This is a genomic window from Metabacillus rhizolycopersici (assembly GCF_020075705.1).
In genome coordinates, this window is the sequence record NZ_JAIQUM010000066.1 from 1 (window position 1) to 16,412 (window position 16,412).

Here is a 16,412-nt window from a genome sequence, read left to right on the forward strand (position 1 = left end):
GCAAATTGGTCTACACCTAACATATGAAATTATAGAAGAATCTGTTTGATAAAACAAATGATAATCATGAAAATGCCACAAAAAATTTGTGGCATTTTCATTGACATAATCTTTTTTCAACAAAGTGCGAATAAGGGACATATAGATGTCCCTTATTCGGTTAATAGTCTTGGAACGTCTTTGGATGGGGTGAAACTAGGCGTTCATATAGGGATAAGTAAATACCTATTGAAAAAGCTAAGAATTATGAAAATAAAATTCAGTAAGCGTTTTCATATATAACACCTTTAAATTTAATGTTTAATTTTGAATGATCGTCTTTCTTTAAATGATTTTTAATATCTTTAATGCGATTTACTGCATCAGTCATGCCGGTTGCATTAATTTTATGTTCTCTTGTTTCATTACCTGTATCAATTAAAAAGACAAACTGTTTCATGGTTGAATTCTCCTTAGATGTTTAGTTGTTTAATGTTAATCCTATTATAATATAAAATAATTACTTTTTGTAAGCGTTTTTAAATTTAATTGTGTACATGTTGTGAATGCGTTTTCAGTGTTGGGTTAAATCATTTGAGAAAACGTTCTAGTAAAAGTGTTTTTAAGCAGAATTATTGCGCTTTTAGAAATTTGTTGCGAAAAAAGAAGGAATTTATGGTATCTAACTTGAAGTAGATGTAAAGTATATCTATTCGATAAAATGTAGTTTAATTGAAGGAATCATAGGAGTGAAGCAATTGAAACCCAAAGTAATTGTTTACAGAAAAGTACCTGAACAAGTCATAAATTTTTTAAATGAAAAATTCGAAGTCAGCTATTACAAAAACTTAGATACGGAGAAGTATTCTGATTTTCTTCAAGAGTTACATACTGCACACGGATTACTAGGCTCAAGTTTAAAAATAGATAAGGACTTTCTAGAGCAGGCACCTAACTTGAAAATCGTTTCTAATATTTCAGTGGGATACGATAATCTTGATCTAGCGGAATTGAAAAAAAGAGAGATCCTAGCAACAAATACTCCAGGGGTGTTGGTTGATTCAACAGCTGATACCATTTTTGGTTTGTTATTAGCAACAGCTAGAAGAATGCCTGAGCTCGATTACTTCGTGAAGTCTGGTAAGTGGGATGGTAGAAAAGATGAAGATTTATTTGGGGTCGATGTCCATCATAAGGTACTTGGTATTATCGGGATGGGAAGCATAGGAAATGCGATTGCAAAAAGGGCGCACTTAGGTTTTGATATGTCTATTTTATATCATAATCGCTCTCGAAATGAACAAGCAGAGAATGAGTATCAGGCACAATACTGTAATCTAGACGAGCTGCTAAGTAAATCTGATTTTATATGTCTGATGACTCCTCATACTCCAGAAACAGATAAGATGATTGGAGAAAGAGAATTTGATTTAATGAAAGAGTCAGCAATCTTTATTAATGGATCAAGGGGCAAAAACGTCGATGAAGAAGCATTAATTAAAGCGTTGCAAAATCAGTTGATTTTAGGCGCTGGATTGGATGTATATGAAACTGAACCTATAAGCAAAGGTAATCCATTATTAGACTTGAAAAATGTTGTAACGCTACCACATATCGGATCTGCAACAACGGAAACAAGGGAAAAGATGGCGATATTAGCTGCAGAAAATTTAGCGAAAGGTTTGGAAGGGGAAACACCACCAAACTTAATTATCTAGTAACGAGGGACAGCTCTATCAACAACACGAGGCTGTCCCTCGTTGTATTTATGTTTAAGAATCAGCTTTTTTTGCTAAAATAGAAATATTTCAGATAAGGGAGGAGTACCAACCTGTTCGAAACCTTCATGAATCATCAGATTGTTGTTTATATACTAATCGCTTACGCTATTTCATTTGTCCCTTTTGTTGGTCGTTATGTATCAATGATCAATACATTAGTTCATGAAAATGGTCATGCAATCGTTGCACTGCTTTTTAGTGGAAAGGTTTATTCAATCAAATTGTTTCAGAATACGGAAGGGCTAGCTGTAACAGGTCAAAGAGGATGGTTAGCTACTGTGGCTATTTCATATGCTGGCTATACGTTTTCATCAATTGTTGCCTATTTATGTTTTTACTTCCTAAAACAAGGTCAGGAAAACTTGATTTTATATGCATTAATCTCGATTGCCATATTGAATTTAATTCTCTGGATTAGAAATGTATACGGAGCAGTGTGGCTCATTTCTTTTATCGTCTGTTGCGGATGGACGATACAGAGTGGAAGTGATAGTGTACAAACATTTCTTTCTTATTTTTTGTCCGCAGTTTTGTTAACACAGTCTGTATCTTCTGCACTGCAAATTTTTCTATTAAGTTTATTTAGAAGTAAACGGGCTGGGGATGCTACGAGCTTAGCTCATTATACAAAAGTTCCAGCTATTGTTTGGGGTTTTCTATTTTTTGCTCAATCCGTTTATATAGCGTATTTAGCGATAGCAAATCATTTTAACTAACTTTTAAATTCAGGAAGGACAGCTTGGAATCCCGAAAGACTTCAACTGTCCTATTTGTTATTTCGAGAGCATAGAACGATAGTTTTTTAGCTCATTCTCAATATCAACCAATCTTGCTTCTAATTTTTCAATTGAATGTCCAGTGGATTCAAGTTTTTCAATATCTCCTTGAATACGAATATACTTCATTTTTAACTCTGCGATTTTTTGATTTATTTTGTCTTGATCCATGTATTTATGCCCTCCTATTTATTTTGCATCTATGTATAGTTTATCGCATCATTTCCCTCATATCAAAAGACATGCCATTTTCAGATATCAACATTTGCTATCATTCAATTTTGAAGGAGTTCATACTAGAAGGAATTTGTATCTTGTGAAAAAAGGAAGTTCTGGATAGTTAAATTGGGATATGGACTATAAATAGTTAATGCAAGAGTTGTGGTTATTGGTAGGGAGAATTAGATGAAGAGTGCCCTTGTTTTTCATTTTAAGTTGAAGGGGTTATTTGCATGTAAATTCAGTTAATTTCTAATATTCATAGATAGATAATCAATGCTATAATTATGGAAGTCATGTAAACGTGCTTCATTTGGATGTTCACTATACTTAAAGTAACAAAATACAGAGAGCAGGTTGTGAAAAAAATGGCAGATTTCATGGGAGGATTAAATCGAATTTTAGAATGGGTAATGCGTTTTTCCGTGATTAATTTACTCTGGATTGGATATAATCTACCAATTTGTTTTTTCGTCCTTACATTATTTTATGTGAATGAACAAGCGGGAGTATTAATGACTTTAGGTACGATCATAATATTAGCACCGTTTGTATTTTTTCCTGCAACAACTGCAATGTTTGGAGTTGTAAGAAAGTGGGTCATAGGTGAACATGATGTTCCTTTAGTAAAGTCATATTGGATATATTATAAAGAAAACTATGTTAGGAGCTTAATTGGAGGAGTCATCATTACATTTTTTTGGATTGTTTTAGTCGTTGATTTCTACTACTTTTCACAAGTAAACATCATCATTAGCTATCTATTTTTCGCAGGGTTTTTCTTTCTTTTTTTATTTACGGTTTTCTTTTTTGCGAATACAGTTCATAAGGTATTAACCTTATTTACAAGTATAAAAAATTCGTTTTTCTTATCATTACTGTTCCCATTAACTAATATATTGATTGTCGTCATTAGTGGAATCATTATTTATGTTAGCCTTACAATGTTTACATTTCTTATACCATTTTTCATGGGCTCGTTAATTGCTTATGTTTCATTTGCTGGATATAATAGTAAACTGTTAAAATTGAACGGGAAAAATAATGAAGTGATTGAGTAAAGGGAATAGTAAATAAGTGTAAAAAAACTTGGTCTGTATGCAGCCAAGTTTTTTATTTTGAATGAAAAGGAGTAGTATTCAACTCAGAGTATTTTTGTATTGCCATTTAATCCTTCAAGTTTCAACTTCTGTTCAAGTTCGAGCCTCATTTTTTCCGTTTCGATCAAATAGTTTGCGTGTTTAAGCTTTTCGAGTTCCAATTCGTTTTTAATCATTTTGTGTTTGATTTTGGACTGTGTTTGAAAATGAGTTGTTACGATTCCAAGTATGGGAATTGAAAAAATTAGTATGACAGCGACTAATCCGGTCAATCTTGTACCTCCTCGTAATTTTTTTAGATTTTAGCGAATGTTTTCCTTACTCGTTAAAAGGAAGTTTGGAGTTGTTTTGAAAAGGATTCATAGTAATAAAACGAGTATTCGAGAGATCCTTCTTTTTCCTAACAACAATAAATAATCTAACTATGATTAACTTTTATCATAACAAATCTACTATTAAACTTATGTATTTTTATAGAGTGATAAAAAATCTTATACACAAGTATTTTATCTCCTAATTGACGATCGTACCTAAAGATTTTGTCATAAGGATATGGCGAATAGCCTAGTCTTTTAATTATTTTACACCTGGTTGTTATTCGCCTTTTCCTTATTCAGTATATCTGTAACAACATCCTCAATTGTCACTTGTCCTAGTGTCTTTTCTAATGCAAGCTGAGCGAAAGAAAACAGTGGATCAATTGCATTTTGAATATTTCTCCCAACAAGGCATGCTGGATTTGGCTTTTCATGAACTCCAAAAAGTTCCTTATCCTTCACAACATTGACAGCTTTATAGACGTCTAATAAGGATATGTCTGATAGAGGTTTCGCAAGTTCTGCGCCGGCAATACCTGGTCGAACGTTTACCAATCCTGCACTTTTAAGCATACCCATGATTTTTCTTATCACAACTGGATTTGTATTTACGCTACTCGCAATAAATTCGGATGAATTTACTTCATTTTTGTTTATTTCTAAAAGAGATAATATATGAATTCCTACAGCAAAACGACTACTGATAGACATGTACTTCGCCTTCCTTTACCTACATTTACTTCATTATTATAAAGTAAGTACTAAGTATTACAAGTAGTGTCATATGTGAATATTACCTTTAAGTTAATTCCATGATATGTATGTTTATAAAAAACTTAAAGGTAATCTATTGACAGAACAACAACTTGTAACTTATATTATTACATGTAAACAAACTAGTTACAACTATAATTATTATATAGTATGGAGGAATTGTACATGAAAATTGGAATTATTGGAGCAACTGGAAAAGCTGGAAATCTTATTTTGAAAGAAGCTGTAGAGAGAGGCCATCAAGTAACGGCGATTGTAAGAGATGTGGCAAAACTTACTGATAAAAACGTAGAAGTACTTGAAAAAAGTATATTTGATCTAAAATCAGATGATGTAAAGCAGTTTGATGTTGTTGTCAATGCTTTTGGTGCTCCACTTGGTGAAGAGCAAGCACATGTTGATGCTGGACATGCCTTAATAGAGGCACTTAAAGGTACAGATACAAGAGCGATTATTGTCGGTGGCGCTGGAAGTCTTTATGTGGATGAAAATAAAACAGTTAAGGTTGTTGATACACCTGATTTTCCTGATATGTTTAAACCAACAGCAACAGGACAAGGACGAAACTTACAAGAATTGCAAGGAACTACTGATATTTCATGGACATTTATCAGTCCTTCTGCCCTATTTAATCCTGAAGGAAAAAAAACTGGTTCTTATCAAGCAGGCAAAGACAACCTACTCGTTAATTCAAAAGGTGAGAGCTATATCAGATATGCTGACTATGCAATTGCTGTCTTGGATGAAATTGAAAACCCAAAACATAAAAATGAACGATTTACAGTTGTTTCAGAAGCAGAATAATCGTTTGATTAACGAAAAAGAGCTGGGAATTCCAGCTCTTTTTGCTTTATGAATTTTCGCTTCATATCTTTATTCTTCTCGTTTCGGAAATATAGCAGTTAAATCAATTGAAAGGTATTCTACTACATGAACTGGTATAGAATTTTCCTCTTAATATAAACATCATGAAGTTCTAAAGTATAGTTTTTCAGAAGATACACGTCTGATTAGTTAGGTCAATAATCCGATATTTTCCATTTTGGCCCGTTGGTAAGCTAGTTACTTATCTATTCTGTCAAATTTTGCGTAAGTAAGGGTGAAGAGTTTTAGCTGAAAATATTTGATATAATGAAAATGAGCTGCTAAGAAAACCTACTAAGGAACAATAGGCATATTTCTAGCAGATGAATCAGATTTCTGATAATTTTAATAATAATGATCTATTAAATTGAAGAGGTGACAGAATTGAATTTAAATGACTGGTTTTTAAAAGGACTTACATTTGAACAGTATTCGAATCAGATGACTGTGAATAAAGATGAAATGCTTTCAATTTATGAACGCTTCACATTGCCTATAGAGGATGCTGAATTTTTAGAGAAACTACAAGCGAAGCAACTAAGAGTGATTGTTTTAACGGAAGATTGGTGTGGTGATGCTCTTGTAAATAGTCCTATTTTGTTGAAAATAGCTCAAGCTTCAAATATGGAAGTTCGTTTTATCTTGAGAGATCAAAACCTAGAGCTAATGGATCAATATTTAACAAACGGGACTTCACGTTCGATTCCTATTTTTGTTTTTATTGATCAAAACGGTGAAGAACATGCTGTATGGGGCCCAAGAGCCAAGGAAGTTCAAAATATGGTCGACCGTGAAAGAGATACATTACCAGCAAACGATGCACCAGATTTCAAAGATAAGCAAACAGAAATGTATAAAAAGTTTCGGGAATCTTATATAAATGATGTATCAATATGGGATCACGTTTCAGCTAGCATTATTACCTTACTTAAAGAAAAAAATCTTGATCAGCAATAAGATGACTTGAAGTTCTTCAGCCTTGAAACACTAAATCAGTTGATTTTACCTGTTGAATCAAACTGTTTTAGTGTTTTTTATGTTAACAAATGAGCTTTTTGCTATTCTTCACAATAGAGTGTCGTATGTTTGATTCTATTTTCCCTTCAACCTTCCTCATGCAAATAAGACATCCAATTCATCTTGTCTAACCGTGGCATTTTCATTAATATGTTATAATAATAAATATTGAGGTGAACAAATGGCACGCGAACGCAAATTTTCATTGGAAGATTTATTTCAAACGACAAAACAACTTCTTCTTGATTATGGCTATGAGGGATTTACATTCAGTCTGCTAGCCGATCAATTGCATGTAGCAAGAGGTACTTTGTATAAATATTATGAAAATAAAGATGAGTTAATTTCAGCATATATGGTTTATGAACTGAAACAAGTTCTTTTAAAATTAAAACAAATTGGCCAAATTGAAAGCTTTGAATCTCAATTCGATTTTCTAATCACACTCATTTTTAGTCATAATGACTTACAGCACTTTATTGCAATAGCACATCAAATCCCGAAAGAAACAAATGAAAAAGTAAAGGCAAATAAAGAGCAGTTAGAAAAACTTCATCTTGATATGTATAGCTTACTTCAAGACTTCATTGCATTAGGAAGGGAAGAAAAGGTTCTAAAGGACACGATACCAGATGGATTAATTTTAGGTTTTATTTTTCAAACAGTTGCAATTCCGAATCATTTTGGTGTCCCACATAAGGAATGGGTTGAATCAATTAAACATATTATTAGTCATGGAATGTTTACAAACAATTAATTGACACTTGCGTCACTATAAAAGATAATTATAATGTGACAAGAGTGTCATTTTATTTTTATCTAAAGTGACGTCGGTGTCACTTTGGTGATAGTTAGGGTCTTAATACAAGTAAGATTATTATCTAAATGGAGGGGAAAATGAATAAATTAATAAATGCTATTACCGATCGTGTAACTACGAGAAAAGGAATGTGGATAACACTTGCTGTTTGGTTAATTATTACATTATTATTAGCAGGGCTTGCACCTAGTGCTAGAGATTATGTGGTTAATAGTATTGATTCAATTCCTGAAGATGCTGATTCTGTTGTTGCACAAAATAAGATTGATCAGTATTTTCAAGATAGTGATGGAATTCCCGCTTTGTTAGTATTTCAATCAAGTGAAAGTGAATTAGAACTGGCAAAGTTGACGAACATTATGGAAAATGTAGCAGAAGAACAAATTGAGGGTGTAAAAGAACTTGTTTCTCTGACAAATTTACCTCCTCAAGCGACAGAAGGTTTCTTCTCTGAAGACCGGACAACAGCAGTTATTCCTTTAATCTTTGATTCTTCTTTAGATACTGACGCAATAAAAGAAGCACAGGTGAAAATTCAGAAAATAGCAGAAGAGTCACCAGACTTAACGTTATATATTACTGGACCTGCAGGAATCGCAACGGATGCTGTTGATTTATTTTCAAGAGCGGACATTGTCCTCCTTTTATCAACTGTAGGGATCATTCTCATTTTATTAATTGTTATTTATCGATCACCATTATTAGCTTTTATTCCGTTAATAGCCGCAGGTTTTGTTTATTTTGTTGTTAATCAAATACTTGGCTTAATGGGGAAGGCAGGACTATCACTAGGTAACCAGAGTTTGTCTATTATGAGTATACTTTTATTCGCAGCAGTCATTGATTACTCGTTGTTTGTCTTCTCACGATTCCGTGAAGAATTAAAGAGCCATGAGGATAAATATACTGCAATGAAGTCAGCAATGAGAGAAACTGGAATACCGGTATTTTATTCAGGTGGGACAGTTTTAGCTGCTATGCTTGTGTTATTTTTTGCCGAATTTGGCGATTATCGAAATTTTGCTCCAACATTCGGTACAACAATGTTTGTTATTATGATCGCATCGATTACGCTTGTCCCTGCATTATTTACGCTTTTTGGTCGGAAATCGTTTTGGCCTAAAATTCCAAGAGTAGGTGATGAAAAGATTGCCAAAAGCTCTTTCTGGGGAAAGGTAGGTACATTCGTTGTAAAAAAACCAACATTATCTATTATAATGGTTGGTGTTATTCTCATCGTATCAGCAAGCAATATGTTTAATTTGAACTATCAGTTTGATACAATTAAATCTTTTCCGGAAGACATGCCATCTCGAGAAGGTTATGAAATCTTAGAAGAAAAGTTTGAAAGTGGAGACTTGGCACCTACAACTGTATTGTTAGAATCCGATACAGCCATAACTCAAAAAGAACAAGAAGAATTACGAGCAACGCTTGCTGATCAACCACTAGTAAGCAATGTTTCTATAAAAGGTATGACAGACGATAATAAAGTCATGTCATTGCGTCTCACTTTTGAAGACAGTCCGTATTCAATTGAATCCATTGATGCCTTAGAAACGATAAAAGACGATGCTGATCAATCGATAAAAGAGTTGAATCTTGAAGGGGAGTTATATTTTGCTGGAGAAACGGCGACACAAGTTGATGATCGCTCTATAAACAACAGAGATTTGGTCGTCATTGTCTCTTTGGAAACGGTATTGATCTTAATCATGTTAATTTTCCTAACGAAATCAATAAAAATGCCAATTTATATGATGGGTACCATTTTATTCTCATTTTTAGCTGCACTTGGCTTAGGGATGTTCTTAACTAGTTTATTCTTTGATATTGAATCCATTAGTAATAGAGTTCCGCTTTATTCATTTGTTTTCTTAGTCGCACTTGGAATTGATTACAATATCATCTTAATATCTAGATTCATCGAAGAACGAAAGAATCACGATGTTAAAACAGCTGTAGAAATCGCTGTTTCTTCAACTGGTGGTGTTATTTCATCTGCAGGTATTCTCTTAGCAGCAACCTTTGCTGTTTTGATGACACAGCCTATTCAAATCTTATTTGTATTTGGATTTATTGTTGCAGTAGGTATATTATTAGATACATTTTTAATAAGGGGCGTCTTGCTTCCTGCATTGCTTGTTTTATTTGAAAAGGAGAAAGAAGTAAGTAAGAATTAAAATGGGATATTCCCACACTGTGTTAAAGAATTAAAGCTTAGACCTAGTTTGCAGAATTGGAGTAATAAATGAGAATTAATAAATATATTAGTGAAACAGGATTTTGTTCTCGTAGAGAAACTAACAGGTTAATTGAAGCTAAAAGAATTACGATAAACGGGGTAATTTGTGAACATGGAGCTACTGTTGAAAATGGGGATTTAGTTTTAATTGATGGGAAACCCCTTGGTAGCAAAGGAGAACCGATTTATCTAGCGCTAAACAAGCCTGTCGGAATCACATGTACTGCTGCAAAGCATATAGAAGGAAACATCATTGATTTTGTTAATTACCATGAACGAATTTTTCCAATCGGCCGCTTAGACAAAGCGTCCGAGGGGCTTATTCTTCTAACTAATGACGGGGATATTGTGAATAAAATCATGAAATCAGAGTACAATCATGAAAAGGAATATATCGTCACAGTAGACAAGCCCTTTACGGACTCGTTCATCGAAGGAATGGCGAACGGAGTTGAAATACTGGGAGTTAAGACGAAACCTTGTCATGTAACAAGAATAAGCGATTATGTATTTCGAATTATTCTTACCCAAGGTCTTAATCGGCAAATTCGTAGAATGTCTAAAGTTTTCGGTTATAAAGTCGTTAAACTTGAGCGTATTCGCATTATGAATATTAAGCTTGATCAATTATGTATTGGTCAATGGCGAGAACTAACGAAGGAAGAACTTGAGCAGTTGAAACTACGTTTACAGTAAAGTTGCCCATTTAGATATTTCGGCATAACCGTTGAATAGCAGTAATTAAATGCATTTATTATGAATAATACCTCTATATACACTCGTGTATGTGGAGGTATTATTTTTGTAACAAAAGATATAGATGTCCATTAAATAAATTCTCAAATATTCAATAGGATCGCCACACCTCTTATTGCAGGAGCGGGTAGTTTCACTGTGCAAATAAAAGGATGATTCATAGTCAGCCATCATTTCTACAGTTGATAAACTGACCGGATATACTGAATCTCTTGCGATAAGCCTTCTTTTAATGTGACTATAGGTTCATAGTCTAAAAGAGTTTGTGCAAGCGAAATATCAGCCCATGTGTGTTTTGGTTCGCCACTAATTTTTTGAGAGTAGTATATAGTTGCCTTTTTATTGGTTAATTGTTCTAACATAAAGATAATCTCATTAATAGAAGCTCTTTCTTTTCCTCCGATATTAATCGTACTTCCAATAAGATTATCTTTGTACAAAATTGATGATGTTGCGTCTATACAATCGCTTACGAATGTAAAATCTCTTGACTGTGTTCCATCTCCATAAACGGTGATAGGTTCCCCTTTAAGGATTTGAAGAATAAACCGGTGAAATGCCATATCAGGACGTTGTCTTGGTCCATATACAGTGAAAAACCTGACAATAATAATTGGGATATTGTAGCTCTTTTGATATACATGACATAGGTGTTCTCCTGTTAACTTCGTAATTCCATACGGTGAAAGTGGGGTTGGACAAGAATCCTCTGAAACTTTCCCACTTTTTTCGCCGTAAACAGAGGAAGTCGAAGCATAAATAAATTTCGTTAAATTTTTGTTTTTTGCAGCTTCTAAAAGACGTTGGGTCACACTAATGTTATTTGATACATACGGTCCAAAATCGTTGCCCCAGCTTGAGCGAACACCTGGCATACCAGCTAAATGATACACAGCATCAATATCATGAAGTAGATGCTCGAGATCGGCTGTTAGTAGATCTAATTTAAGGAATTGAAACTTGGAATGGTTCATAAGAGCTTTAATGTTAACTTGCTTTAGCATATCAGGTGTTGGACCGATAAATGTATCAACGCCAACCACTTCATTTTTTGTATCCTTTAGTAATTGTTCACATAAATGGGATCCGATAAATCCTGCAGCACCAGTGACAAGTATTTTCATGAACGAGCAACACCGATATAATCTAATCCAAGTTCATAAATACTTGACGGGTCAATACAATTCCTTGCATCTAGGACAACATTACCTTTCATTAGCTCCTTAATTTTTTTCCAATCTAGTTGTCGAAATTCATCCCATTCGGTTGCAATAATAATACAATCTGTATCAGTAACGGATTGTTCTAATGTTGTATATTGGATGATATTTGCTTTTCCTATAAAAGGTAAAGTAGCTTTAGGATCATAAGTGTTTACCTTGCAGCCTAATTGACTTAATTTATCAATGAGTTGAACAGCTCGAGAGCATCTTGTGTCATCGGTATTAGGCTTAAATGCAATTCCAAGAACTGAAATCGTTTTTCCTGGCAAATTGTCAAAAGCAGAAGAAAGCTTATCGATATAAAAATCAACCTGTGTATGATTAGTAGCTTGAATCGCTTGTAATATTAGAGGTGTGATATTTTTTTCTAACGCACTATGCTCAAGGGAACGGACATCCTTTGGAAAGCAAGATCCGCCGTAGCCAAGTCCTGACTGAAGAAAATGAGGACTAATTCTTGGATCAGTGCTGATTCCCCGAACAACATCTTCAATATTTACCTCGTACTTGTCACAAATTCTAGCAATCTCATTGATAAATGAAATTTTTGTAGCTAAAAATGCATTTGACGTATATTTAATCATTTCAGCACCTGAAAGACTTGTCATAATATATGGTGCTTCTAAACCTTGATAAATTGACTTCATTATCGGGAGTGATTTCTTATCATTCTTCTTCATTCCTACAACAATTTTATCAGCATTCATCATATCAAAAATTGCAGAGCCTTCTCTTAAAAATTCAGGATTCGAAACAACTGAAAATAATTCAGGAGCAATTCCTTTTTGAATTAATCTATTATGAATCTCTTCATTTGTACCAGGTGGAACTGTACTTTTTGTAATAATTGTTTTATAGGATGTTAGAGTTTCTGCTATCAGATCAACGACTGAATGAATATACGTTAAATCCGTTTTCCCGTCTGGAAGAGAAGGGGTACCAACTGCAATTAAGATAACGGGATACTTACTAATAGTATTGACGACATTAGAACTAAAGGTTAAATTATCTTTGTTTTTAGAAATTAATTCTTTTATTCCAGGCTCATAGATTGGAACCTCTCCTAGATTTAATGACTTGATCTTCTCTTTGTTTGTATCTACACAGCAAACGGTATGGCCTAGATCAGCTAGAACAGATGCAGAAGTTAGGCCGACATAACCGGCACCTACTATACAAATTTTCATATCTGTTTTCCTCTCTCTAAAAGGTTTGTATTCTCTATTTTATTAGTGGATAAGCATCTTTTGTGAAGATTATTGGCATAAAATCACATTCAAATGTAAATAATTTTGTTTTTTTACAAAAAAAGACTGCAAGTAGATAGCGGTCTTGCATTACTGTCTATTCATCTACTTCAGCAACTCCTTGTATAGAAAAAGGTAAATCCATTGAAATTATCTTGCTACAGTGAATTAATTTTGGTAATCTCCCATATTTGTAAAATGCATCAGCCATAAATAAGGCTATATTCGTTTTTGTATAAAACTTTTTAAATAAAGCATTCTAATAACCTTTATCACTTATATGAATATTTACCTCAGATCCAGATGTTAACGAACGTAAGATTGTACAATAGTTCATAGGTGATTCCATCAAGATGTCATCTCACCTTTATAGATAAATGTCTTCTAGTTTAATATATGAAGTGGGGACGTTATTGTTTGAACTAATACCCATTTATCCCCATCTTTATGTATGGTACTTCTAGATTCAATATTTTTCCTGAACGAAAATGACTTTTTAATTGGGTTGTGCTGCTAATTCATAAAGTGACAAAATAAAAATATATCAGTATCACATTGGAACAGATGTTGAATTTAAAGATTGCTTCATAAGTTGATTACGATGTACCACATCAATTTTTTTAACCTTACATAAACTATTACTATGTATCTAACAAACTTTTTAAATACTCATAAGGCTTAAAGAACGGAAATGAACGTGTCTTGCAGAGCAATTAATTTACTTTGTGGATATAAAAGTAAGAAATTATGTTATTTATAGGAGGAATTGAAATGGTAAGTAAATTAAGTATAGAAAAATTCGAGATCGAGGTTCAAGAAGGCGTTGCCTTAAGTGAAGTTTCAATATTAGAAGAAAATATTGACGAGGTTAAGGTAAAAGTCGAATACGTAGACGGCAATAAAGCAGAATATGAACCTGAAGACGAAGACGAAGAAGACGAAGAAGACGAAGAAGACGAGGAAGACGAGGAAGACGAAGAAGACGAAGAAGACGAAGAAGACGAGGAAGACGAAGAAGACGAAGAAGACGAAGAAGACGAAGAAGACGAAGAAGACGAAGAAGACGAAGAAGACGAAGAAGATGAAGAAGAAGAAGACGAAGAAGATGAAGAAGAAGAAGAAGACGAAGAAGACGAAGAAGATGAAGAAGAAGAAGAAGAAGACGAAGAAGATGAAGACGAAGAAGACGAAGAAGACGAAGAAGACGAAGAAGACGAAGAAGACGAAGAAGATGAAGACGAGGAAGACGAAGAAGACGAAGAAGACGAAGAAGACGAAGAAGACGAAGAAGACGAAGAAGATGAAGACGAAGAAGACGAAGAAGATGAAGAAGATGAAGACGAAGAAGATGAAGAAGACGAATAAGAAGCGAAAGCGGAAGACCAACCGCAAGCGGTGGAAGAACACAAAGAAGAATATAATGATGTAAGAAGTCAAAGAAAAAGAGAAGTAATAGATAAGATTTTAAAAGAAGTATTAAAGTAATAATTGAAAATAAATCCTCAATTTACCTTTAGATCATCAACTACAGGAAAATGGGGATTTTAAATTTTTTTAAAATATCGATTAAATAACGATTTGTACCTTGATTTTTTAGAGGTGAATCCCCAATACGTTTTAAGTTCTTTGGATTACTTAAACGTAAAAACTGCTTGAAAATCGTTATGGTGGCGGAATCAATATGAAAATAAATGAAGAAAAACAGCTCGTAAAATGCAAAGTAGTGAAACTATCCATCAATAAAGGTGAACATTAGATTGATGGAAGTTTCACTATAACATCAAGATGAAGAATTCCGAATAATGATATATTTAGTCAATATTATCAGATTTTGTTTCTTTTACCGAGTTCTCTAGATTGGCTATAATTGATTGTCTAATCCACGCTTTAAGCACTTTTTTCGTCATTTCTTTCTTTAATTCTTTTTTAACTTGGTTGACAGATTCAATATTATCGTATCTATTGTGATTAATGAATTCGAATGTCTTTTCGTGATATTTTCCTTTGTTAATTTTATCTTTAATTGAATGTTCTTCCTTTGCTTTCTCTTCATAATTTGAATTTACAGTGCTTTCAGTATGTGTTGGTTCATTATTTTTAATCGGTTCTTTAATAAGGTTGAAGACTTCTTGTTGAGAAACAGTAGGAGACTCAATAGATTTTTTCCAAACTTCCAGTATATCAGATCCTACTCGATCCCATTCATATAAGGTAAGGGCAAGTTCTCTGCCTCGTTCGCCCATCTTTTTCATTAGTGATTTGTTTGAAAGTATTTCTGTAATCTTTTCTGTAAAACAACTAGGATCCTCTGGGTTCTCGACTACAAGACCGTTCTCTCCTAAACGAATAACCTCCGGATTTCCGCCTCTTGCAGTTGTTACGATCGGAAGACCTGCTGCCATTGCTTCATAGTGAACGCGTGCAAGTGGTTCTTGCCATATTGAGGTACACACGAATAAATCAGCTGCAGCAAACCAATTTTGGATTTCACTTGGAGCAACAAAACCTGTTGTTACCACTGGTATGGGTAGTTTATTAGCTAATGCTCTTACATAAGCTACATAATCAGTTACATCATTTTGGCTGAACCATTTACTTCCGACGATTACTAAAGCTAAATCCTTAAATTTTTTTGAAAGCTCAGGTATGGCTCGAATTAGCCGATCGACTCCTTTATTATTTGAGAGTCTTCCTGCAAATAATAACACTGTTTTGTTCTCTAAGCCGTTTGCTTTACGTATTTCATTCCGTATTTTTTGCATTTTTGGGTGATTGCCTGGTAAAAATCGGTCGGTGTCTACACCAGAATAGATCGTGTGAAGTTTTGATGAAGCCTCTGGGAATAAGTTTCGGATACCATTGCCTATATAATCACTTACAGTTGCAATATTTGTAACTTCGTTTAAGGCTGCTTTTGCTTCATCAGGATTAATTTTTTCTGGATTAAACATATCATTATGCATACTAAGGGTAATCTTTGAATTCGGTGCTACTTGTCGGACAGGAAGGACTAGACGAGGTCGATTAAAAATATGAATAAGATCAAAATGATTGGCTTCAAGATAACGAGTAACTTCTTCTCGATAGATTTCAAATATTTTCCCAGGTATACGCACATAATGGGTTCCATCGATCGTTTCTTGATCAGGGAGCGATGGATCATTAACTCCTAAAACCGTAATATCATGGGCCTTACTTAAATATGGTAGGCTGCCAGCAATATAGGTTTGAATGGCCCCGCCAAGTACTGGAGGTACGGGAAGTTTTTCGGTACAAATCATTAAAATTTTCACG

The 16,412-nt window shown here is 33.9% G+C and carries 16 protein-coding genes; 9 read left to right on the plus strand and 7 right to left on the minus strand.

Annotated features, from left to right (window positions below):
* Positions 1 to 259: 259 nt before the first annotated feature.
* Complete coding sequence (locus tag K9V48_RS21345) at positions 260 to 439, minus strand: hypothetical protein (protein WP_111618206.1); 180 nt, start codon at positions 437 to 439, stop codon at positions 260 to 262.
* A 298-nt stretch (positions 440 to 737) separates the two neighbouring features.
* Here K9V48_RS21345 and K9V48_RS21350 point away from each other — a divergent pair, with 298 nt between their 5' ends.
* Entirely contained in the window at positions 738 to 1,697 is a 960-nt protein-coding gene (locus tag K9V48_RS21350; protein ID WP_224141162.1) for a 2-hydroxyacid dehydrogenase, read from the plus strand.
* A 128-nt stretch (positions 1,698 to 1,825) separates the two neighbouring features.
* Positions 1,826 to 2,476 carry a M50 family metallopeptidase gene (locus tag K9V48_RS21355; protein WP_224141163.1) on the plus strand — a complete coding sequence of 217 codons (651 nt, stop codon included), beginning with the start codon at positions 1,826 to 1,828 and terminating at the stop codon, positions 2,474 to 2,476.
* A 57-nt stretch (positions 2,477 to 2,533) separates the two neighbouring features.
* Here K9V48_RS21355 and K9V48_RS21360 read toward each other — a convergent pair whose 3' ends face one another.
* Positions 2,534 to 2,707 carry an SE1832 family protein gene (locus K9V48_RS21360; protein WP_181455988.1) on the minus strand — a complete coding sequence of 58 codons (174 nt, stop codon included), beginning with the start codon at positions 2,705 to 2,707 and terminating at the stop codon, positions 2,534 to 2,536.
* Between the two features lie 416 nt (positions 2,708 to 3,123).
* On the opposite strand from K9V48_RS21360, the gene K9V48_RS21365 reads away from it, so the two are divergent.
* The gene (locus tag K9V48_RS21365) at positions 3,124 to 3,816 is read left to right on the plus strand and encodes a YesL family protein (protein WP_224141183.1); all 693 of its coding nucleotides are present in this window, start codon (positions 3,124 to 3,126) and stop codon (positions 3,814 to 3,816) included.
* A gap of 83 nt (positions 3,817 to 3,899) precedes the next feature.
* Here the strand turns inward: K9V48_RS21365 and K9V48_RS21370 are convergent, their stop codons facing one another.
* Both K9V48_RS21370 and K9V48_RS21375 read right to left on the minus strand, forming a co-directional pair.
* Complete coding sequence (locus K9V48_RS21370) at positions 3,900 to 4,127, minus strand: hypothetical protein (RefSeq protein ID WP_224141164.1); 228 nt, start codon at positions 4,125 to 4,127, stop codon at positions 3,900 to 3,902.
* 309 nt (positions 4,128 to 4,436) lie between these two features.
* Complete coding sequence (locus K9V48_RS21375) at positions 4,437 to 4,883, minus strand: Rrf2 family transcriptional regulator (RefSeq protein WP_224141165.1); 447 nt, start codon at positions 4,881 to 4,883, stop codon at positions 4,437 to 4,439.
* Positions 4,884 to 5,111: 228 nt separating this feature from the next.
* Between K9V48_RS21375 and K9V48_RS21380 the strand changes: the two genes are divergently transcribed.
* The 5 genes from K9V48_RS21380 to K9V48_RS21400 all read left to right on the plus strand — a co-directional run bounded on the left by K9V48_RS21380 (position 5,112) and on the right by K9V48_RS21400 (position 10,588).
* Positions 5,112 to 5,750, plus strand: coding sequence for an NAD(P)-dependent oxidoreductase (locus K9V48_RS21380; RefSeq protein ID WP_224141166.1), 639 nt, complete (start codon positions 5,112 to 5,114; stop codon positions 5,748 to 5,750).
* Positions 5,751 to 6,194: 444 nt separating this feature from the next.
* Positions 6,195 to 6,767, plus strand: coding sequence for a thioredoxin family protein (locus tag K9V48_RS21385; protein ID WP_224141167.1), 573 nt, complete (start codon positions 6,195 to 6,197; stop codon positions 6,765 to 6,767).
* Between the two features lie 241 nt (positions 6,768 to 7,008).
* Complete coding sequence (locus tag K9V48_RS21390) at positions 7,009 to 7,584, plus strand: TetR/AcrR family transcriptional regulator (protein WP_224141168.1); 576 nt, start codon at positions 7,009 to 7,011, stop codon at positions 7,582 to 7,584.
* 140 nt (positions 7,585 to 7,724) lie between these two features.
* Positions 7,725 to 9,830: an MMPL family transporter gene (locus K9V48_RS21395; RefSeq protein WP_224141169.1), complete on the plus strand. Its 2,106-nt coding sequence runs from the start codon at positions 7,725 to 7,727 to the stop codon at positions 9,828 to 9,830.
* Between the two features lie 68 nt (positions 9,831 to 9,898).
* On the plus strand, positions 9,899 to 10,588 hold the full coding sequence (locus tag K9V48_RS21400) for a pseudouridine synthase (protein WP_224141170.1): 690 nt from the start codon (positions 9,899 to 9,901) through the stop codon (positions 10,586 to 10,588).
* Positions 10,589 to 10,824: 236 nt separating this feature from the next.
* Here K9V48_RS21400 and K9V48_RS21405 read toward each other — a convergent pair whose 3' ends face one another.
* Positions 10,825 to 11,772: an NAD-dependent epimerase/dehydratase family protein gene (locus tag K9V48_RS21405; RefSeq protein WP_224141171.1), complete on the minus strand. Its 948-nt coding sequence runs from the start codon at positions 11,770 to 11,772 to the stop codon at positions 10,825 to 10,827.
* Positions 11,769 to 13,058, minus strand: a complete 1,290-nt coding sequence (locus tag K9V48_RS21410; RefSeq protein ID WP_224141172.1) for a UDP-glucose dehydrogenase family protein — start codon at positions 13,056 to 13,058, stop codon at positions 11,769 to 11,771. The genes K9V48_RS21405 and K9V48_RS21410 overlap by 4 nt, the downstream gene beginning before the upstream one ends.
* Before the next feature lie 831 nt (positions 13,059 to 13,889).
* Between K9V48_RS21410 and K9V48_RS21415 the strand changes: the two genes are divergently transcribed.
* The gene (locus K9V48_RS21415) at positions 13,890 to 14,483 is read left to right on the plus strand and encodes a hypothetical protein (protein ID WP_224141173.1); all 594 of its coding nucleotides are present in this window, start codon (positions 13,890 to 13,892) and stop codon (positions 14,481 to 14,483) included.
* 446 nt (positions 14,484 to 14,929) lie between these two features.
* Here K9V48_RS21415 and K9V48_RS21420 read toward each other — a convergent pair whose 3' ends face one another.
* Entirely contained in the window at positions 14,930 to 16,411 is a 1,482-nt protein-coding gene (locus K9V48_RS21420) for a glycosyltransferase family 4 protein (RefSeq protein WP_224141174.1), read from the minus strand.
* Between the last annotated feature and the right edge of the window lies 1 nt (position 16,412).